Origin of the sequence: Polymorphobacter megasporae (genome assembly GCF_018982885.2) — a bacterium.
GTDB classification, from domain to species: domain Bacteria; phylum Pseudomonadota; class Alphaproteobacteria; order Sphingomonadales; family Sphingomonadaceae; genus Polymorphobacter_B; species Polymorphobacter_B megasporae.
Genome location: NZ_CP081849.1, coordinates 457603 through 478549, shown reverse-complemented (window position 1 = coordinate 478549; position 20947 = coordinate 457603). Strand labels below are relative to the sequence as shown.

Sequence of the window (20947 nt, the reverse complement as noted above, 5' to 3'; positions counted from 1 at the left end):
AAGTGCGATTGGAACGTCGCTACTCAGCACGAGTTATACAGACGACGTAAAAATTCAACCGGCCTAAACTAAGGAATTTTGTGTGAACGTGCTTGCTGCTCAAAGTGAAACGCTTTCCTTAACCGCCAATATCGTCAGTGCGCACGTCTCCAATAACTCTGTCGCGCTTTCCGACCTTTCAGGAATGATTGCGAACGTCTATGCGGCCCTCGCTCGCCTCGGCGCCCAGGTCGAACCGCAAGCCGGCCAGCAGACACCGGCGGTCTCGATTCGCGCGTCGATCAAGCCCGATTATCTTGTCTGTCTTGAGGACGGCAGACATTTTAAAATGCTCAAACGACATCTGATGAATGGCTACGGTTTGACGCCAGACGCGTACCGCGCAAAATGGCGCTTACCTGCAGATTACCCGATGGTCGCCCCCGCTTATGCGGAAAAGCGTCGCAACTTGGCGTTAAAAATCGGGCTCGGGCGGATGAACTCCACCGCGCAGCGCGCATCTACCGCACGGGCCGGCGACTCAAAGAAAACCCGCTCCCCCCGCACCTAGCAACGTCATCTAACAAGAGGATCGCGTCGTTGGAGCCGGACATCGCCTGATGGGCGGGGTCGGGTGCTCGATTAGGCCGCGAGAAAATCTGTTCGACATGTCTAAAATTGAATATCGCGGACATGTCGCCCCCCGCTCAAAAACGACATTTGGGGCGAGATACCAGAACCAACATTCGTTCTTCATCCGCGCCCCCGATTTGCTGGCGCTAAGTTGCCTTTAGAAGACAGATTTCAATCAACCCTGAGCCTAGGGTCAGCCTTTGTCCACGAGGCCTTGCATCACTACAATAGTAGCCCGATGAACTTTCCCAGAAGCGATCGCGAGCCTCCGATCAGCCCTTCTCCCCAATAATCCGGCGTTTGGACAAAACTGCCTCGACATTGATTTGCAATTAAGATCGAAGATCTTGATTAGGCATCTGGTAATGTGACAACTGGCAGACTAAGTGCGGATTACCGGTCAGCTGAAATATGCAAACGGCCTCAGACAAGGAACTTTCTGTGAACGATCTTGCGTCTAATAATGAACTTCTGACCCTGACGGCCGATATCGTCAGCTCGCACGTCGCCAATAACTCGGTTGCGCTTTCTGACGTCCCGGGAATGATCGCAAGCGTCCATGCAGCGCTTGCTCGCCTTGGAACACAGGTCGAGCCGGAGAAGGTCCAGCAGGATCCGGCGGTTTCGATCCGGGCTTCGGTCAAGCCGGACTACCTTGTCTGCCTCGAGGACGGCAAAAAGCTGAAGATGCTCAAGCGGCACCTGATGACCAGCTATGGCATGACGCCGGACGGGTACCGCGCCAAGTGGAAACTGCCCGCTGATTATCCGATGGTCGCGCCTGCCTATGCCGAGCAGCGTCGCAGCCTGGCGATAAAGATCGGACTCGGACGCAAGGCCCCGCCCGCACCCGCGGTTGAGGCCGTTTCGGCAAAAAAGCCACGTTCCCTACGCGCCAAGCTCGCGCCGGCGTTCGACGCACAGGCGGCTTAAGAGGTCCAAATATCGCCTGACGCGCAGGGCGTTGGACACGCGGGCAAACGATTTGGGCTCACGCGCTTGATATGTCCGGAACCCAAGAGTTTCGGACATATCGGCGACGGCACCTCCCACTGCGAGGCTTCAGTCTCGCACCCGGTCCGACTAGTAGCTACTCAGCGGCAAACCGCTTCGTCAGCCGCGCGCTCGCACCGCTCTTGGCGGCGAGCTTCGCGCCGTAGCGCATCACCGTCTTTGCGTCGCGCCGGCGGTACGCCTGCATGATTGCCGGCAGCCCCTCCCCTGCCGCAAAATTGTCCTGCGCGACCCCGACCCGGATCGAATGGCTCGACACCGCCGTGACCCAGCGCTCGAGCTCGGCCTCGCTCATGGCCCCGAGCAGCCTCTTGTCGAACGCGGCACGGATCAGCCACTCCTAGATGATCGCGATCGTGCCGGGATGGAGCGCCCCCTCCCCCACCGTGCTGACGCCGCCGTCGAAGTAGGTCTCGACCCGACGAAACAGCGCCCCGCGATCGATATGCCCCCTCTCCCGCCAGCGTTTTATCGCCTTCATCGCTGCCGGCGACAGATAGGCGAGCGCCCCCTCCCCCTCCCGATCTGTCTTGCTCCGCGGGATCAACAGCGTCCCCGCCCCCTCGCCATCGGGCCCGTCGATATGGTCGACCTCGATCCCCACCAGTTCCGAGCGCCGACAGGCGGTGTCCTAGATGTGTGATCCCATGCTTTGATGGTGTATTATTCAGTGCCAGCTGCAAGGAAGCGCTATGGGCAGGTCCTCCACGGGAACGCCACGACGACTGAGGCAGTCCGTCGAGCGATACAGCATAGTCAAGCTAGCTTGAGGGCGCTGGCCAAGCGCCACGGCATCAACCGGAAGACCGTCGCGAAGTGGAAGAAGCGGACCTCGACAGCCGATCTTCCGACCGGCCCCAAGGTCGCCAGATCGACGGTGCTGTCGATCGAACATGAAGCCGTGATCGTCGCCTTCCGCCGACATACGCTGCTGCCTCTGGACGACTGCCTGTACGCGCTGCAGGCCAGCATCCCGCACCTGACGCGCTCGTCGCTACACCGTTGTTTGCAGCGCCACGGCATCTCGCAGCTGCCCACGATCGAGGGCGACGCGCCCGTCCGCGCCAAGTTCAAGAGCTATCCGATCGGCTACTTCCACATCGATATCGCCGAGGTACGCACCGAGCAGGGGGAGCTCTATCTGCTCGTTGCGATCGACCGCACTTCCAAGTTCGCCTTCGTCGAGCTTCATGAGAAGGCGATCACCAGGGTCGCTGCCGACTTCCTTCGGCATCTCATCGCCGCGGTGCCGTACACGGTGCGCACCGTGCTCACCGACAACGGCATCCACTTCACCGATCCCAAGTATCCGGGCTCGGCTGTCGAAGAGGTCAAGCGCGCCATCGCGAATGGCGAACTTTTCCGCTGCCTCTCCTTCGCGCTCGCCTGCGCCCAGAACGACATCGACCACCGGCTCACCAAGCCTCGCCATCCCTGGACCAACGGGCAGGTCGAACGGATGAACCGCACCATCAAAGAAGCGACCGTCAAACGGTATCACTACGACACGCACGATCAGCTCAGGCAGCATCTTGGCGACTTCGTTGCCGCCTACAACTTCGGTCGCAGGCTCAAGACCCTCAAAGGCCTCACACCCTATGAAGCTATCTGCAAAGCGTGGCTTGCCGAGCCTCATAGATTTACGTCAGATCCGACCCATCAGATCCCGGGACCAAACATCTAGGTGACGAGATATGGGCGCACCGCTGCCATATTCAGTAGGCGCCCGCAGGTCGTTCAGCTCGACGCGATTTGCTGTTCGAGCAGGGTCAACGCCGCGGCGGCGAACGCGATCATGTTCTTCAGCCGGTCGCTGCGTCGGATCTCGAGGGTCTGTGCGACGGTGGTGGTGCTGGCAACGGCGAAGCAACAATGACCGGCGACATCAGCATGGGGGTTGCCGGTCCGACACGCAGCATCGGTCTCGGAAATGCCCCAAGTGGCGCTGCACCGCCGACGGACGGTCTAGGCGAGCAGGACTGCATACGGCTCACTTGCCGATTTCAGGCCACGAACATCTTCGCGCGTGAGGTCGAGCAGGCGATGGCGGGCGCGAGGCGTATAGATCACGCCGCCGCCGAGATAATAGGCCGAGGCTCCCGGCACCGCGAGCAGCGCTGCCGAGATCAAGCCCCCGGTCGACGATTCGGCGACGGCGATCGTTTGCTTCTTCGCGATTAACGCGGCGGCGACCGCCCGCGCTTGATCGAACAGCTTATCAATGGTCATGACAGACATGCTTTTTGGCGACTGCGGCCGTGATCCGTCATCGCGCCAGCACAAGCTTGAGGTCTGGGATTTGGATCCGCGCCCACGCCTGATCAGCGGTAAGGACCGGCAGTCCTTCAGCAATTGCCAGCGCCATACACGTCCGATCCCCAAGGCCGCTGCCAAATTCCTTGGTGGCGGAATAGAGCTTGGCCGCCGCGATAGCGTCCTCGCGCGCGTGCGGACGCACCTCTAGATGCAGGGCGTCGAGCATCGCTAACGCAGCCTCGATGGGAACTTCGCGGCGCAACAGGCCCTTGATCACTTCCTGAAAATTTACCGCCGAAATGACCCCGTCGCCAATATACGGCGCGACGACATGGGCCCCGGGCTCGTCGCGCAGCAGCGCCAATATCGCCGAGGCGTCAAAAACGATCGATGCCATGCTTTCTTGCTGGCTTAGTCGAAGTCTTCGCGGACGGCTTCGGCGCGTCGCTCGGCGATGAAATCATCGACCGAGAGATCATGGGTCGCGTGCTTACGGTACAGGTCCTGAGCGCGCTTGATGCTCTGACGCATCGAAGTCAGCTTCACGTTGTCCCCGTCGATCGACAGGACTACGATACCAGCTCCCGTTACACCAAGCGCTTGTCGCGCTGCTCGTGGCAGCACCATGCGCCCGTTCTCAGCAATCCGGATGTCGACCATCTCGTTCATGCGTGACACTGTACATCAAATGACACGACCACCACAAGTGCCACATTGTAAATCTTGCCTGCCGTCCTCAAATTGCGGTAGTTGCTCTTTGTAAATGTTAGCGTCTGTCTCTTGCCGGCTTTAGCCTTCTCTCGATTGCTTAGCGGGTAGCAGCGGCCCTGATTCGCGCAGCTTGGCGACTTCGGGCGAGATCGATGGCGGTGCGCGCTTGCGAGCCTGCACCTTGGCGTCGCCGTGGCCCTAGTCGGGGAGTTCCTTGTCGAACTCGCCGGCTTCGACCGCGGCTCGCAGACTGGCGAGGAACTCCTCGAACCGCTCGGCCGGCAGATGGTTGGTTGCTTCGCCATTGATGTCGAGGGAGTTGCCGACAACCTTGACCGTTAATCCGCGGCAAATCGCTTCGCCAACCGCGCGCTCGCCCCGCTTTTCGCTGCCAATTTGGCCCCGTAGCGCATCACCGTCTTGGCGTCGCGCCAGCGGTACGCCTGCATGATCGCCGGCAACCCCTCCCCTGCAGCAAAATTGTCCTGCGCGACCCCGACCCGGATCGAATGGCTCGACACCGATTTAACCCAGCGCTCGACTCGGCCTCGCTCATGGTTCCGAGCAGCTTCTTGTCAAACGCGGCGCGGATCACCGCGTGTAGATGATCCCGATCGTGCCGGGGTGGAGCGCCCCCTCCCCGACCGTGCGGACGCCGCCGTCGAAGTAGGTCTCGACCCGACGAAACAGCGCCCCGCGATCGATGTGCCCCATCTCGCGCCAGCGTTTGATCGCCTTCATCGCCGCCGGCGACAGATAAGCGAGCGCCCCCTCCCCCTCCCGATCTGTCTTGCTCCGCGGGATCAACAGCGTTCCCGCCCCCTCGCCGTCGGGACCATCGATATGGTCGACCTCGATCGCCACCAGTTCCGAGCGCCGGCAGCCGGTGTCGTAGGCGAGCAGCAGCAGCGCCTGGTCGCGCGCGCCGAGCATGTCCTTGCGGCACGCCTTGAGCAGCGTCGCGAGGCACACCCCCGCCGGCGGCCCGTCGAGGTCGGTGACGTCGCCCTTGAACCGGATCGCGCGCGCCTGGCGCTGCCGCACACCGAGGAGCTTGCGCGCCGCCTTATGCTCGAACCGCACCAGTGGCGCTGCGGTCGGATCGTCACGCCCCGCCATGCGGTAAGCCCAGCCGATATGGACGAGGTACCGCCCGATCGTGGCCGCGGCACGCTCTCCGGTGGCGCGCGCAGCGTCACTCCCGAGGTCCTGCCCCGACAGCGCACGGACATAGGCCGCAACGGTAAGGTCAGCAGAGAGGTATGGCGCAACGGTCAGAAGACAGGGTCGGCAAAACCAGTGCACTGTCCAAGCGCTTCGAGCGCGCCAAAGCGGTCTGGACCCGATCCGCGATCTTCATACAGGCCAGCAGCCGTGATATGGCTGCATCAACAGGCCGGACACACGGAAGCACCTAGTCCCGCGCACCCATGCCCTCAAAAACCCCTTGCATCCATCGGGGCGGCCACACACGGCCGGGCGGCTTTCAAACGAAATGAGCTACAGAGAGCCCGTCGCGTCAGCTGACTTCACATTGAGATGATCAACGGTTAGCGTTCCGATGGAGAGCTTGTCGATACGAGCTTCCAAAATCCGTAAGCGCCGGACAGTCATGATACCTACGGCAAAGGCTCCTACCGCGGCGGCCCCGAAGGCGACCGCCCCGATAGCCAGTGCGCCCAAGGCCATTCCGCCGTTCCTTTTCTCGATGATTGCGCTCCCTGCGATTGTCATCTTTCCTCCGCTGCGTTTGCTTCCCTGCCGGCTCGCCCTTGGCGCATTTACCGACCCGCGATCCCAAACTGCCGGTTCATACCGGCTTTGAAGAGGAAGCCAGGCAAATAGTGATAGACGATGTTGAGTAACCGGGCGTCATTGCCCACCAGCTGCCGGAACTTTGGGTGAGCGGCAACGAGCGCCCTTTGGACCACTTCAGCAACACGAGCCGGATCGGTCCCACGACTGACACTCTCGTCGAACCCAGCCCCCGCGCGGCCGCGAATTTCGCTATATGCGTCGATGCTGTCGGCCACCGTCCTTTTCTTGGCTCGGAGACCTGTCCGAATGAATCCCGGCTCGATCAGGATGGTACGAATGCCGAAAGGTCTGATCTCGTAGTCGAGCGCCTCGCAGTAGCCGTTCAACGCGTGTTTGGATGCGCAATAGAACGCGTTGAACGGGGTCGGTACAAACCCGGCGATCGATCCGATCGTAACGATGCGGCCGGAAAGCTGGGCACGCATAATTGGTAGCACTGCCCGGGTGAGCCGATGCACGCCAAAGAAGTTTGTCTCGAAAAGCTTGAGCGCTTCCTCGGTTGTGGTTTCCTCGACAGCGCCGAGCATATCGACACCCGCGTTATTGACGATTGCGTCGACGCGCCCGGTGCGGCCCACGACCTCAGCGACGGCGGCATTTACGCTATCATCCCTGGTGACATCCAGCGCCAGAGCATCCGGCCCGTGCTGCGCTAGAACCGGTCGGCGCATGGTTGCAAATACGCGCCATCCCGACATCGTAAGATTCGACGCGATTGCTGCGCCGATGCCACCCGCCGCTCCAGTAACGATGACCGTTCGTTGCGCTGGCGTCGTCATAAGAAGCTGCTCCACGGCAGATAATGTGGCAGCAGAACGAGCGGCGTCGGATAATGGTCTCTCCAGGCGGTTCGGCCCACGTCAGCGGGCCATCCAATGCAGCTAAGGGGCCTTTTCCTGACTGTCTTCTGTGGATGGCACCCGCGTTGCAAGTGCTCAATTGATATTCTGGCTTGGTCGGGTGCAGTCCGGCAGAAGCGCAGGCCGGGAAGTGTCGCCTTATCAAGTGATTGCCGCATATCGTTTTTGTGATTTACGTTTTCCGATCTCAGCCTCTCTCGCGGGGCGTCTGAAGCCCAAAGCTCATTTGACTTCCAATTCGCAAGCTAGGCATCAGTCTCGAGCGAGGTCGATAACAGCCATAGCCACCATTCTGGATGGCGGAATCTTCCTCGCGTAAACCGACAGCCGCTTTAATTACGATAGTGCAGGCTCCAATGTGTCGTTGTTGGTGAAAACTGCCGTTCGCTCATCCGTGCCCGCACGGCGGCCTGTGCGCCTCACGCATTCAGCGATGGCTTGGCAACTGCGGCGTGACAGGCGGCCCGAAGCTACTCGGATGGAGTGTCTCACGGTACGCAGCGGAGCACTGCATCGAAGTCCGCTGCCAGCAGGCTCGCGCCGCCGATCAGCACACCACCTACGTCAGGCATTCTGAGTATCTCGCTCGCGTTGTCGGCGGTCACCGACCCCCCGTAGAGGATGCGAATGTCCGCCCCTGCAGAACCCGCTAGCAGGATCAGGCTGGAGCGAAGATGCCGGTGCATCTCGCTGATCTGGCTAAGGGTCGGGACGTCCCCGCTCCCGATAGCCCACAGCGGTTCGTAGGCGACCGCAACCCGTCCGGAGCGGGCGACATCACGGGGCAGGCTACCCGTGACCTGATCTGAACAGGCAGCGAACGCATCGCCGTCGGTTCGCTCCTTTGAGGACTCGCCAACGCAGACGATGGCGGCCAATCCCGCACGCCAAGCCGCCGCCGTCTTCGCGGCTACGATCATATCCGTCTCGTGATAGTGTCGGCGCCGCTCCGAGTGGCCGACGATCACCGACGCAGCCCCTGCATCCCGGAGCATTTGAGCGCTGATATCACCCGTGAACGGCCCTGATATTTCGGTGTGGCAGTCCTCGCCGCCGAGCGCGATCCGACCCGCAGCGACCTGCACGGCCTGCGCGAGCAAGGTCGACGGCACGCAGATTAGCACGTCGGCGGCAGGCGGATTGGCGATCACGGACTCGGAAATCGTGCCAATCTCGCTCAGTTGCGCAGCCAGCCCATGCATCTTCCAGTTACCGGCGATCAGGGGCCTCACGCGGTCGGACCTGGTACCCTACTGACGAAAAAGGGGCGGTCTACCCGCCGACGGATGCTGAGGGTTGGGCGACAGTCGCAGTGTCCGGCGGTCGCGGGACTGGCCATCTTCCCTGGTGGCGACGGGCGGATCGCTCGCGGTTACCTTGGCTTCCGAGTTTGCATCCTCAGTCATGGTCTCGTCCTTCGATTGGCATGGCGACGGCCGTGCTAGGCTCAGGACCTATTAAAGTGCTTGCGGAGACGGTGATCGGTTGATTCAATGGCGACGCCAGGGAGGCGTCGTGATGAGTGATTTGATCTGGTTGTCGGCGGCACAGATGCGTCGGATCGAGCCGCACTTTCCCCTGTCGCATGGGGTGCCGCGCGTTGACGACCGGCGAGTGATCAGCGGGATCATCTTCGTGATCAGGAACGGGCTGCGTTGGCGCGATGCGCCCAAGGACTACGGTCCGCACAAGACGATCTACAACCGCTTCATCCGCTGGAGCCGGCTGGGTGTGTTCAACCGTATCTTTGCAGCGCTGGCGGCAAAAGGCGGCAAGCCCGACCAGTTGATGATCGATGCGACCCACCTGAAGGCACACCGAACCGCCGCGAGCCTCCTCAAAAAGGGGCTCTTCCCCGATGTATCGGACGCACCAAAGGCGGCCTGAACTCCAAGCTGCACGCGGTCTGCGACGGCCAGGGCCGACCGCTGGTCATGCTCCTCACCGAGGGGCAGACCAGCGACTACAAGGGCGCAGCGCTGATGCTCGACGCCCTGCCCAAAGCGAGGGCCATGCTCGGTGACCGCGGCTATGACGCCGACTGGTTCCGCGCCGCCCTGATCGCCAAGGGCATCACACCCTGCATCCCATCGAAGGCCAACCGTAAAACCCCGATCCCGCATGACCGAACCCTCTACCGGCAACGTCACCGCATCGAGAACATGTTCGGCAGGCTCAAGGACTGGCGGCGCATCCACACCCGCTATGACCGCTGCGCGCACGCCTTCTTCTCGGCCATCGCGCTCGCCGCGACCGTCATCTTCTGGCTGTGATCAATGAGTCCTGAGCCTAGCACTACTTTGGCAGAAGCATAATTTTTGGGATTCCCTTGGGTAGTTTTGCGTGATTCATAGGGAGCCAGCTATGGAGGCTGGCGATGGGCGGAGAATGGCGAAGCGACCTTGAGGTTTGGCTGGCGCCGTTTTTGACGGCGCTGGGTCATAAGAAGCGGGCACGGATGTGTCCCGCTTATGTTGCCGGCCTGATCGGCCCTGGAGACCGCAAGAGCGTCCAGCCGATGGCGGCTCGCGACGATGCCATTGGGTATGACCAGCTTCATCACTTCGTGGCGGCAGGGGTCTGGGATAGTGCTCCGCTCGACGCGGCGCTGCTGACCGAAGCCGACCGGTTGGTCGGCGGCGGCGATGCCTTCCTTGTGATCGACGACACCGCGATGCCGAAGAAGGGGCGCCACTCGGTCGGTGTCGCGCCGCAATATGCGTCCTCGCTCGGCAAGAACGCGAACTGCCAGACGCTCGTGTCGGTGACACTCGCATCGCGCGAGGTGCCAGTGATGGTGGGTCTGCGCCTGTTCCTGCCGGAGAGTTGGACCAGCGATCCCGAGCGCATGACGAAGGCGAAGGTGCCCGCCGACCGGCAGGTCGCCTTGACCAAGCCTGAGATCGCCATCGCCGAGATCGACCGGGTCACGGCCGCGGGCGTGCGCTTCGGCTGTGTGCTGGCGGATGCCGGATATGGCATGAGCGCGCCGTTCCGCCAGGCGCTGAGCGAGCGCGGCCTGTCCTGGGCGGTCGGCATACCCGGCCGGCAGAAGGTCTATCCGGCTGATGTCGCGATGATCTTCCCGATCGCGGGACATGGCCGACCTCGTCAACACCATATCCCCGATGCAAAATCTGTTGCGTCCGAGACGTTGCTCGCCGGGCAGCCATGGAAACGGGTCAGTTGGCGACGGGGTACGAAAGGGCGACTGGCCGCGCGCTTCGCCGCACTGCGCGTGCGTGTCGCCGACGGCCCGACCCAGCGTATCCGCGACATGGGCGGCCAGCATCTGCCGGGTGAAGAAGTGTGGCTGGTTGGTGAGCATCGTTCGACCGGCGAGCGCAAATACTACCTCTCGAACCTGCCTGCCGACACCGCGATCAAAACGCTCGCCGGCGCAATCAAGGCGCGATGGATCTGCGAGCAGGCGCACCAGCAGCTCAAGGAAGAACTCGGCCTCGACCACTTTGAAGGTCGATCGTGGACAGGCCTGCATCGACACGCCTTGATGACGATGATCGCCTACGCCTTCCTCCAGTCCCGCCGCCTCGCCGCAGCGGGACGGAAAAAAAAGAGTCTCAGGACCACCCCCTCAACCAAGCATGCCCGCCGTCAGGCAGGCGATCGTCGATCTGTTCGCGAGGGCGCCACCGATGCGATGCCCGCACTGCAATGAACACCTCACCCCGCCTGCAAAATCTAATCTGCCAAAGTAGTGCTAGGTCATCTCTACGCCGCTGCTCGGGACTCAACAGCTTCGGGATCTACTCATGGCGGGCAAGTCCGCTGCAGGGCGGCCAACTCCTTGCCTCCGGCGGCCGCAAGCCAGGCCAGGGCCCTTAAGCCTGCCCGAACAGGTGGTCGATCAGCGCGTGGGCCTCACCCTCGATCTGCCCGAGATGCGCGGCGTCGCGGAAACTCTCGGCGTAGATCTTGTAGATATTTTCGGTCCCCGACGGGCGGGCGGCGAACCAGCCATCATGCGCCACAATCTTGATCCCGCCGATCGGCTCGTCGTTGCCGGGTGCGCGGTCCAGCGCCGCTAGGACGGGCTCGTCGCCCAGCGAGGTCGCTGTTACTGCTTCGGGCGAGAGCTTTGCGAGCTTAGCGCGCTGCTCCTGCGACGCCGGAGCGTCGGTACGAGCATAATGCGACTTCCCAAGTCCGGCGGTTGCCTGCGCATGATAGCGGCCCGGATCCATGCCGGTGCGGGCAGTTATCTCGGCTGCCAGCAGGCCCATGATCAACCCGTCCTTGTCGGTGGTCCAAACGGTGCCGTCGCGGCGGAGGAACGAGGCGCCAGCACTTTCCTCGCCGCCGAATACGAGCGATCCGTCCATCAGCCCGGTACTGAACCACTTAAAACCGACCGGCACCTCGAACAGCTTGCGTCCGAGCCTCGCCGTCACCCTGTCGATCATCGCGCTGGAAACCGCGGTCTTCCCGATCGCCCCGGCGCCGGTCCAATCAGGCCGGTTTCGGCACAGATAGTCGATCGCAGCGACGAGGAATTCGTTCGGCTGCATCAGTCCGGCAGACGGGCAGACGATGCCGTGACGGTCGGCGTCGGTGTCGTTGGCGAACGCGACGTCGTAACTGTCGCGTAACGCCACCAGCTTGGTCATCGCCCAAGGCGACGAGCAATCCATCCGGATCTTGCCGTCGTGATCGACGGTCATGAAGGCGAATGTCGGATCGATCACGTCGTTCACCACCTTCGCCGCCAGCTTGTAGCGATCGACGATTGGCTGCCAATAATGGACGGCGGCACCGCCCAGCGGGTCGATGCCGACGCGCACGCCAGCCGCGCTGATCACCGCCATGTCGACGACGTCGCCGAGGCTGACGACGTAGGGTGTGACATAGTCGTGCTCGTGGATGCATGCGGCCTTGCGCGCTCTCGCGTATGGGATGCGGCGCACATCCCTCAGCCCATCAGCGAGCAAGCCGTTCGCCGCCGCCTCGATCGCGCCGGTGATGTCGGTATCGGCGGGACCGCCGTTGGCGGGGTTGTACTTGAAGCCACCTTCGTCGGGCGGGTTGTGCGAGGGACTAATGACGATGCCGTCGGCGAGGCCGGCCCTCCGCCCCTTGTTGTAGCCGAGGATGGCGTGAGAGATGACCGGCGTCGGAGTATAGCCGCCAGCGTCGTCGATCATCGTCTCGACGCCGTTGGCGGCAAGCACTTCGACGGCGCTGGCGAAGGCAGCTTCGGATAGCGCATGGGTGTCCATGCCGAGAAACAACGGGCCGTCGACGCCGGCCTGCCGGCGCCACGTGCAAATCGCCTGGGTGATCGCAAGGACATGGGCCTCGTTGAAGGCGCTCGCAAACGCAGACCCGCGATGCCCCGAGGTGCCGAACGACACCCGCTGCGCTGCGATGGCCGTATCGGGCACCAGCGTGAAATACGCGGTCAACAGCTTCGGCACGTTGACGAGCAGCGACCGCGGCGCCGGCTTGCCGGCAAGGGGGCTTATGGTTTCGGGCATGGCGACCTCTAGGATGTGGAGCCGAGGGTGATGTGCAGGCGGTGGGTTGCGCCGTCGTCGACCAGCACTACGGGTGCCGAAGGGGGGAGCGCCGCGGCGTCGAGCTGGACGGCGACGACGCCGCGACACACGCTGTCGGGATTGTCGACGACGATGTCGTAGGTGGTCAAGCCGTGGCGATAGACGATGCCGAAGCTCGGCCAGTCGCGGGGAATACACGGGTCGATCCGCAACGTCGCGCCGCTCAGCCGGAAGCCGAGGAGCCCCTCCAGCGACACGCGATACATCCACGCGGCCGACCCGGTGTACCAAGTCCAGCCGCCGCGCCCGACATGCGGCGCTTGCGAATAGACATCGGCGCAGATCGCATAGGGCTCGACCTTGTAGCGGTTGATTGCCACCGCCGTGTCGCTGTGGCGGATCGGATTGAGCATCGATATGATTTCGCCGGCTCGATCCCCGTCGCCCTGCAGCGCAAATGCCAGTGCCGCCCAGGTCGCGGCATGGGTGTACTGGCCGCCATTCTCGCGAATGCCGGGAGGATAGCCCTTGATATAGCCGGGATCGCGATCCGGCTTGTCGAAGGGCGGCTCGAACAGCAGCACTAGGCCGTCATCGCGCCGTACCAGGTACCGGTTGAGAGCGGCCATCGCGCGGGTCGCGCGGGCCGGATCGCCCGCGCCCGAGATCACGGCCCACGACTGGGCGATTGAATCGATCCGACATTCCCGGTCGCCGACCGAACCCAGTACGGTTCCGTCGTCGAAGAAGGCGCGTCGATACCAGTCTCCGTCCCAGCCAACGTCATCGAGCGCCGACCTCAGCAAGTTACCATGGCGGCGCCAGGCATCGGCCTTGTCTGGCAGCCCGCGATGATCGGCCAGTAACGCGCAGTCGGATAGTGCGCCGTAGAGAAACCACCCAAGCCAGACGCTCTCGCCGTGGCCGCCAGCGCCGACCGCATCCAGGCCGTCGTTCCAGTCGCCGGTTCCGATCAACGGCAGGCCGTGCGCACCGGTCGCGAGGCTGGCGTCGAGCGCCAGCGCCATATGGTCGAACAGGCTGGGTCGCTCCGCACTCGTGGTCGGTTGGAAGAAGGCGTCGCGTTCGCCGTCGGCCAGTACTGGACCGGCAATAAACGGTACCGGTTCATCGAGAATGGCAGCGTCGCCGGTTACCATCACATAGTGCGCAATCGCATAGGCCAACCACGCGCGGTCGTCCGAGACCCGGGTGCGGACACCACGCCCGGACTCGGGCAGCCACCAATGCTGGACGTCGCCCTCTGCGAACTGGCGGGCGGCGGCACGCAGGAGATGGGCGCGGGCAATCTCCGGTCGCGCCACGCACAGCGCCAGCACGTCCTGCAACTGGTCGCGGAACCCATATGCCCCGCTCGCCTGATAAAAGGCAGTGCGCGCCCACACCCGGCAGGCGAGCGTCTGATATGGCATCCAGCGATTGAACATGACGTCGAGCGCGCGATCGGGGGTGCTGATCTGGAGGACGCCAAGCGTTGCATCCCATTGAGTGGTCACGGCAGCCAACACGGCGTCGAGGTCGGCGGCGCGATACTTCGCCAGCAGCGCCTGCGCCGCTGCGGTGCAGTCCGCCTGCCCGAGAAAGCAGACGATTTCGGCGGTTGCACCGGGCGGCAGCTGCAGCCTCGTTTGCAGCGCGGCGCACGGGTCGAGACCCGCACCGACGCTGCCCGACAGTGGCCGCCCCGACGCCAGCGCCTGCGGCCGCTCCATGGCGCCGTTGCGGCCGAGAAATTCGGTGCGATCCGCGGTCAGCGAAGTCTGTGCGCCGTTCAGGTCGGCAAAGGCGACATCGTCGCCGAAGGCCGCGTTCCACCGGTTACGCGCGAAGATGGCACCCGTCCCGGGATCGACCTCGGTTATGACGAACGGGGCGCTTGCCGACCGGCTTTGGCCAAGCACCCACTCGACATAGGCTGTGACCGACAACTAGCGAGGGCGGCCGGACTCGTTGTGAATACGGAGTACCGAGATCTTAATCGGATCGTCGACCGGGACAAACTGAGTCAGCGACAGGGCAGTGCCGTGAGCGGACGTTTCAAAACAGCTGAACCCCTGGCTGTGGCGGACAGTGTAGCGGGCGGCGGGATCGCGGATCGGCAGCCCGGTCGGCGTCCAGACGGCACCGGTGTCCTCGTCGCGGATGTAGATCGCCTCGCCGGGCGGATCGCAGACCGGATCGTTCGACCAGGGCGTCAGCTGATTCTGCTGGCTATTGCGCGCCCAGGTAAATCCACTGCCGTCAGCGCTCGCCTGAAAGCCGAAGCCGGGGTTGGCGATGACGTTGAGCCACGGTGCCGGCGTCGTCCGGCCGTCATCCAGGATAGTCACATAGTCGCGCCCGTCGCTATCGAACCCGCCGCTGCCGTTAAAGTACTCGAGCGTGGGGAGGGGCGGCGCCGCCGGTCGCGTCACAACACTTGGCGGCGTGCGCAACGAGTCGCCGGCATTCCGGTCATCCGCGTCGCCTGCGCGTCGCAGCTGGTCGGCGAGCGTACCCCTGTCGCCGTACAGCACGGCGCGGGCACAGCCGGCGATCAGGCCGCCCAGTTCGGGCGCGATAAGGTCGGCGCGCAGCATGAACACCGCACCCGCGGACCTGTCCGCTTCTCCGGAGAGTGACTGGAATATCCTGACCAACGCATCGAGCGCAGCCTGCAAGCCCTCGGCATACGACACGCCGCGCTCGTTGATGATGACGACGTCCACCGCGAGCCGCTTCAGCCGCCAATATTCGTGCGCGCGAAGCACATCTCGAACCAGGTCGAGATGCGCATCGTCACTGATCCGCACCATGACGATCGGCAAATCCCCGGAGATGCCCGCCGCCCAGAGCGTGGACGGCGGCCCGGCCCAGCGCTGGATATCGATCGACGAGGGCCTGAGCGCGGGATCGGAAAATAGCACGTGGCTGGCGAGGCGCTGGAAGAGCTGCGCCTCGCCGCTATTGATGCCGAGGTGACGCAACTGCATCTGTGCCTGGGTCCAGGCCAGGGTGCCGGTGCGTTCGAAGGCGACCGTATCATGGTGACGGTCCGCGAGCGCAATCACGGCCTCGCGCGACGCCGCGACCAAGGTCCAGAAACTGATGCGGACGCTCGAACCTACCGGTACACGAACCTGCCGACGCAGGCTGAAGACCGGGTCGAGCAGGGCTCCGACCGAGTTCGACAAGGGCCAGCCGTTGGTGATGGCGGCGGGCGCTTCGACCGTGCGGCCGCGGCCTATGAACCGCGCCCGGTCGGTCTCGTACTGGACCTCGGCGGTCGCCTCGCCATCGACCACGCTGAGGTGCGCGGCCCAGACCTCAGGATCGCTCGCATTGCGGCGTCGGCGGGTCGCCAGCAGCGCACCCAAATCGGGAATGAACTCGGTTTCGACAAACAACGCCCCGAATGCGGGGTGTGCCAGATCGTCGGACTGTCGCGCCAAGACCAGCTCCGCATAGGAGGTGACGTCGATGAACCGGTCACGGGTGCCGTGGTTTACGATTGAGAGCTGTCGCACCTCGGCGTCGTCGTCCGGCGACACCATGACTTCCAAGGCGGTCTCGAGATCGTCGTCGATGCGGGTGATCCGGGCGGCGCTTTCGGAATAGGCGACGTCGTACTGCGCGGGCTCGACATTGGTCGGTCGGAAGCCTGCCGACCATGCCGCGCCGTTGTCGCAGTCACGAAGGAAGATGTGGGCGCCGCGCTCGTCGCAGGTCACGTCTTCGCGCCAGCGCGTGATCGCGATGTCGTTCCAGCGGCAATAGCCCGATCCCGTTGCCGTCAGCATCGTCGAAAGTCGGCCGTTCGAGAGCAGATGCGTGCGTGGCATGCGCGAATGCGGCGACGAATAGTGTCGGTCGTTGTCGGGCGTCGCGGTTGCAGCGGCTTGGTCGGCGGGGCCGGTCAGCTCGGAGGGCGAACGCGCAACGGCAAAATCGCGCGGCATGCGTTCCTGAAGCAGAAGTTCGGAGGCGCGGATGATCGGCTCCGCATGAAAGCGCGCGCGCATCCGGCCGTCGTGCAGCGCGTTGCCGATGCCGACCAGCACCATCCCCTGATGGTGCGCCATGTACGCGCGCACGATCGCCATCTTGGTCCCGTCAGGCAGCCGGGAACGGGTGTAATCAAGCGCTTCGTACCAGCCGTAGACTCCGCGCGCACCCAGTTTGGCCATCCTGTCGAAATTGGCTGCCGCCGCAGCTGGATCGATCATCGCGGCCAAGCCGCTCGCATAGGGCGCAATCACCAGATTGTCGGCTAGGCCGCGCTTGTAACCGAGGTCCGGGATGCCGAAGCTGGAGTACTGGTAGGTCTGCTCGAGGTCGCGGGCGTTGTATTCCGACTCCGATATCCCCCAAGGCATCCCCCGTTTCTCGGCATAATCACGCTGACGCCAGACGACCAGCTCATTGGTCTGGGCGAGAAGGCTCGCGGCGGGAGCGCGCATCACCAGCGACGGCATCAGATACTCGAACATCGATCCGGACCACGAGATCAGCCCCGAGCTGCCGTCGATCGGGGTGAGCGTGCGACCCAGCCGAAACCAGTGCTTGGCCGGCAGATCGCCCTTGGCGATGGCGATGAAGCTCGCCAGCCGGGCTTCGGAGGCCAGCAGATCGTAGAAATTGGCGTCGAGATTCGAATCGTCGACACGGTAGCCGATCGACAGCAGTTCACGATCGGGATCGAACAGGAAGCCGAACGCCATTCCGTCGAACATCGCCTTTGCGCGATCGGCGAGGCTGGCGAGCCGCTGCCGGCGAGCGCCGACAGCTTGGCTCGCAGCATCGACCTCCAACTTCCAGCCACGGACGCTTGCAACGAGCGCCCGGGTCCAAGCGAGTGTTTCGCTGACGTCGTTGGAGCCTACGGCTGGCCGCGCAGCCGCCGCCAGCGCGTCGGCGTGGTCGCCGAGATCGCGCAGCTGCGACGACAGTTCGCCATGGGCCGAAGCCTTGGCGGACAATCGAGCGTTGAACAGCTCGAGGCGGGCCAGCATCGACGCCGCCGCGGGCTCGGGCAGGCTGCCGGCCGCCCGGTCCGTCTCGATGGCTTCAGCGAGCAATGCGGCACCGTCCTCGATCCCCGCCGTCCAGCCCCGTCCGACAACCGGTCCGGCGGCGATTTCCTGAAGCGCATTGCGCAACGCCAGCAGGTGACCTGCAAGGTTGCCGCTGTCCACCGACGAGACGTAGCGCGGCTCCAGCGAACGCAGGTCGGTGGTATCGTACCAATTGAAGAAATGGCCGCGAAAGCGTTCGAGGCGGTCCATGGCCGCGAAGGTCGCCTCGCAGCGATCAATTACTTCCTCGGTCCCGATCCACCCGAAATCGCGCGCCGAGATGATCGACAATAGGTAGAGGCTTATATTGGTCGGCGAGGTGCGATGGGCGACGACCGGCCTCGGGGTCTCCTGGAAATTGTCGGGCGGCAGCATGTTGTCGTCGGCGGTGATGAACCCTTCGAAGAACCGCCAGGTACGCCGCGCTACCAGCCGCAAGGCGATCGCATCGCCGTCGGTGATCGTGAGGTTGGCCGCTGCGGCGGGCGGCAGGCTGGCTCGCCAGGCGATCAGCGGCGACACCAGCCACAGTGTCAGCAACGGCACCGCGACGATCCACGTGCGGTCGCCCGACGCTGCGATCAGCAGCGCAAACCCGCCGCAGCAGGCGGCGCTGGCGACGACTTGCAGCGTCAGTGCGCGGGTATCGAAGCGATGGGCGTCGCGGCTCTGCGCCGCAGTGACCCACTGGAGCAGATGCTGACGCCGGATGAAGACCCGCAGCATCGTCCGCGCGATGGCATCGATCATCAGCCAGCTCTGATGGGCTAGGAAGACAAGCAGGAAGCCGCTCTGCATCAGCCCCAAAGCGAAGTCGCCGCGCAGTGTGCGGAAATGGTTGCGGAGCGAGATGCCGGCGCGTGTCGGCATGATGCTGGCAATCGCCGGCAGCAACGGCGGCAGGCAGATCGTCAGCAGGATGCAGCCGGTCCAGACTTCGGCGATGGCGGGCGGCTGGAGCCAGCCGATCAACAGCGCCAGAAGTGCCGTCGGAGCTGACAGCGACCGGCGCAAATTGTCGATTAGTTTCCACCGGCCCATGAGCGGGATTGAGGTGGAGTGCGGGCCGGCCTTCGTGAAAGAGGCAAGACCGAGAATCCACGGGAGCAGCTGCCAGTCCCCGCGTACCCAGCGATGCTGGCGCGCCGCCGCAACGGCATAACGAGAGGGAAACTCCTCGACGACTTCGATGTCGGCGGCCAGCGCCGCCCTAGCGAAGATGCCTTCCAGCAGGTCGTGGCTGAGCACGGTGCTTTCAGGAAACTGATCGTTCAGCGCGGCTTCGAAACTGTCGACTTCGTAGATGCCCTTGCCGGTAAATGAGCCTTCCTCGAACAGGTCCTGATAGACGTCAGAAACCGCGAATGCATACGGATCGAGACCGTTCGGCCCAGAAAACGCCCGCTGAAATAGGGAACCTTTGCTGCTGAGCGGCAGGGATGGGGTAACGCGCGGCTGCAGCATGCCATGGCCGCGCGTTACGATGCCCGCCTGCACATCGAACTCGGCGCGATTGAGCGGATGCGCCATCTTACCGACCAGCCTGCGCGCCGTCCCCAGCGGTAGCCGGGTATCGACATCGAGCGTAATGACATAGCGAATGGCGGTCGGTAACGCGGCCACCGCGTCGCCGATCGCCATGAAGCTGGTATCGGTCGCACCTCGCAGCAGGCGGTTGAGCTCGCGAAGCTTGCCGCGCTTCCGTTCCCAACCGATCCATTTGCCTTCGCCGGCATTCCACATTCGATGGCGGTGCAGCAGAAAAAAGCGGGGCCCGTCCGGACCAGGCCCGTACAGGTGGTTGAGATGCGCGATCCCGGCAGCGGCCTGATCGACGAGCGCCTGATCGCCGGCAAGATGTTCGGTCGGCGCATCGAGCCAGTCCGAGATCAACGCAAAGCTGAAATATTCATCCGGGTTGCCGAGGTGGTGATCCTCGAGCCGGTCGAGCTGCTCGACGACACCCGCGGCATCGACGAGCAGGGTCGGGATGACGATCATCGTGCGCAATTCGGCGGTGATACCCTGACGCAAGGCCATCGCAGGCAGCGGGCTGCCGCTGACCGATCGGGTAATCCAGCGATTGACCAGCGCCACTGCAATGTCGGATGCCGGCACCACGCCCAGCATCGCAAACATGCCCAGCTTCATGCTGTCGGCCCCGGCCGCGACAACCGCCCACAGGGCAAGGCCCAGTATCGCCAAGGTCAGCAACGCGATCATTGCGACGTAGCTCAGAATGCCGACATTCGTGTAAAGCCGGAACAGCGCTGTCTGCGGCGGCACTCGGCAGCCGATCGCCGCCTCAAAGCCGGGGCGACCATTGTTGATGAGATAGTAACCGGGATCGGCTTCGCGCGGCGGCGTTGCGCCCGGCGGCGCCGGCTTGACCGCCGCCGCGGTGGTGATGGCGCGTTGCGCGACCTCGACTTCAGCCAAGCCCGACTGCCGGGCCAGGAGCTCGATAATCCGGCGATAGTGATCGCGCGTCGGGAAATCCATCGCACCGAAGTTGCTGGCGCCACGCAGGACCGCATCGACCGGGCTCAAGGTCTCAAAGACTTCCGCCCAGTTCATCATCGAGACGAGGCGCATGCTCGTGATGACGTTGCGCACAGTCACGTCGGTGGCGCTCTGGCGCTGCAGTTCGTCATGGACGATGCGGCTTGTATCGGAGCCGTCGGCGACCAGCCGTTCGTTCAGCCAGCGCAGCGCCGGTACGGTGCCGGGGTCCTGGTGGCGCAAGCGTTCAGTCAGCTCGACCGCGAAGGCGTTGGACCACGGCGCGGCAGCGAGGCAGGCGACGATCTCATCGTCGGTCTGCGGCCGCCCTGCAACCGTGCCGAAGATCCGACTGGCCAGCTTGTCCGCTGCGTCTCCCGCCGCCTGCTGCATCAGGATGGCTTCCGCCAGCCGGCGCAGGTTCTCGACGAGGACCAGCCGCAGGGTGATAGCGAGCGCCCAGAGCTCGCCGATGTCGAGCGGTTGTACGGTCTCGTAAGCCTCGACGAACCCAATGATCCGCGCCGCATCGAGGGCGCTGTCTGTGTGGGCGACCAAGGTCCAGGAAATGCCGAAGACGCGT

The 20947-nt window shown here is 63.7% G+C and carries 11 protein-coding genes and 4 pseudogenes; 6 read left to right on the top strand and 9 right to left on the bottom strand.

All coding sequences use genetic code 11. The annotated features are described in order from the left end of the window. Nucleotides 1-82: 82 nt before the first annotated feature. Both KTC28_RS20470 and KTC28_RS20465 read left to right on the top strand, forming a co-directional pair. Nucleotides 83-550 (top strand): Ros/MucR family transcriptional regulator, encoded by a 468-nt coding sequence (locus tag KTC28_RS20470; RefSeq protein ID WP_216711452.1) that lies wholly within the window; start codon nt 83-85, stop codon nt 548-550. Nucleotides 551-1023: 473 nt separating this feature from the next. Next, nucleotides 1024-1545: a Ros/MucR family transcriptional regulator gene (locus KTC28_RS20465; RefSeq protein ID WP_216711453.1), complete on the top strand. Its 522-nt coding sequence runs from the start codon at nt 1024-1026 to the stop codon at nt 1543-1545. A gap of 157 nt (nt 1546-1702) precedes the next feature. Here the strand turns inward: KTC28_RS20465 and KTC28_RS20460 are convergent. Then, nucleotides 1703-2257: pseudogene (locus tag KTC28_RS20460) on the bottom strand (site-specific integrase); the annotation flags it as partial. A 24-nt stretch (nt 2258-2281) separates the two neighbouring features. On the opposite strand from KTC28_RS20460, the gene KTC28_RS20455 reads away from it, so the two are divergent. Continuing rightward, complete coding sequence (locus KTC28_RS20455; RefSeq protein WP_216711459.1) at nt 2282-3310, top strand: IS481 family transposase; 1029 nt, start codon at nt 2282-2284, stop codon at nt 3308-3310. A gap of 53 nt (nt 3311-3363) precedes the next feature. On the opposite strand, the pseudogene KTC28_RS20450 reads toward KTC28_RS20455, so the two are convergent. The 3 genes and pseudogenes from KTC28_RS20450 to KTC28_RS20440 all read right to left on the bottom strand — a co-directional run bounded on the left by KTC28_RS20450 (nt 3364) and on the right by KTC28_RS20440 (nt 4551). Then, nucleotides 3364-3849 (bottom strand): annotated as a pseudogene (locus KTC28_RS20450) (CinA family protein). A gap of 43 nt (nt 3850-3892) precedes the next feature. After that, on the bottom strand, nt 3893-4279 hold the full coding sequence (locus KTC28_RS20445; RefSeq protein WP_216711455.1) for a type II toxin-antitoxin system VapC family toxin: 387 nt from the start codon (nt 4277-4279) through the stop codon (nt 3893-3895). A 14-nt stretch (nt 4280-4293) separates the two neighbouring features. After that, on the bottom strand, nt 4294-4551 hold the full coding sequence (locus tag KTC28_RS20440) for an ATP-binding cassette domain-containing protein (RefSeq protein WP_216711456.1): 258 nt from the start codon (nt 4549-4551) through the stop codon (nt 4294-4296). 234 nt (nt 4552-4785) lie between these two features. Here KTC28_RS20440 and KTC28_RS20435 point away from each other — a divergent pair, with 234 nt between their 5' ends. Continuing rightward, complete coding sequence (locus tag KTC28_RS20435) at nt 4786-4935, top strand: hypothetical protein (RefSeq protein ID WP_219774160.1); 150 nt, start codon at nt 4786-4788, stop codon at nt 4933-4935. Here KTC28_RS20435 and KTC28_RS20430 read toward each other — a convergent pair. The 3 genes and pseudogenes from KTC28_RS20430 to tpiA form a co-directional block, all read right to left on the bottom strand. Continuing rightward, nucleotides 4932-5871, bottom strand: a pseudogene (locus KTC28_RS20430) (tyrosine-type recombinase/integrase). The gene KTC28_RS20435 and the pseudogene KTC28_RS20430 sit on opposite strands and share 4 nt — an antisense overlap. Nucleotides 5872-6374: 503 nt before the next feature. Then, the gene (locus KTC28_RS20425) at nt 6375-7190 is read right to left on the bottom strand and encodes an SDR family NAD(P)-dependent oxidoreductase (RefSeq protein WP_216711457.1); all 816 of its coding nucleotides are present in this window, start codon (nt 7188-7190) and stop codon (nt 6375-6377) included. A 569-nt stretch (nt 7191-7759) separates the two neighbouring features. Further along, on the bottom strand, nt 7760-8503 hold the full coding sequence (tpiA, locus tag KTC28_RS20420) for a triose-phosphate isomerase (protein WP_216711458.1): 744 nt from the start codon (nt 8501-8503) through the stop codon (nt 7760-7762). A gap of 286 nt (nt 8504-8789) precedes the next feature. On the opposite strand from tpiA, the gene KTC28_RS20415 reads away from it, so the two are divergent. Both KTC28_RS20415 and KTC28_RS20410 read left to right on the top strand, forming a co-directional pair. After that, nucleotides 8790-9544 (top strand): IS5 family transposase gene (locus KTC28_RS20415; RefSeq protein WP_219774167.1). Its coding sequence is split into 2 segments (ribosomal slippage): nt 8790-9123 and nt 9123-9544, totalling 756 coding nucleotides; the frame shifts between segments, so codons are not numbered across the junction. Nucleotides 9545-9648: 104 nt separating this feature from the next. After that, nucleotides 9649-10950 (top strand): IS701 family transposase, encoded by a 1302-nt coding sequence (locus KTC28_RS20410; RefSeq protein ID WP_223132306.1) that lies wholly within the window; start codon nt 9649-9651, stop codon nt 10948-10950. A 163-nt stretch (nt 10951-11113) separates the two neighbouring features. On the opposite strand, the gene pgm is transcribed toward KTC28_RS20410, so the two are convergent. Both pgm and KTC28_RS23365 read right to left on the bottom strand, forming a co-directional pair. Beyond that, nucleotides 11114-12766 (bottom strand): phosphoglucomutase (alpha-D-glucose-1,6-bisphosphate-dependent), encoded by a 1653-nt coding sequence (pgm, locus tag KTC28_RS20405; protein WP_216710855.1) that lies wholly within the window; start codon nt 12764-12766, stop codon nt 11114-11116. 8 nt (nt 12767-12774) lie between these two features. After that, nucleotides 12775-17508 (bottom strand): annotated as a pseudogene (locus tag KTC28_RS23365) (glycoside hydrolase family 94 protein). Between the last annotated feature and the right edge of the window lie 3439 nt (nt 17509-20947).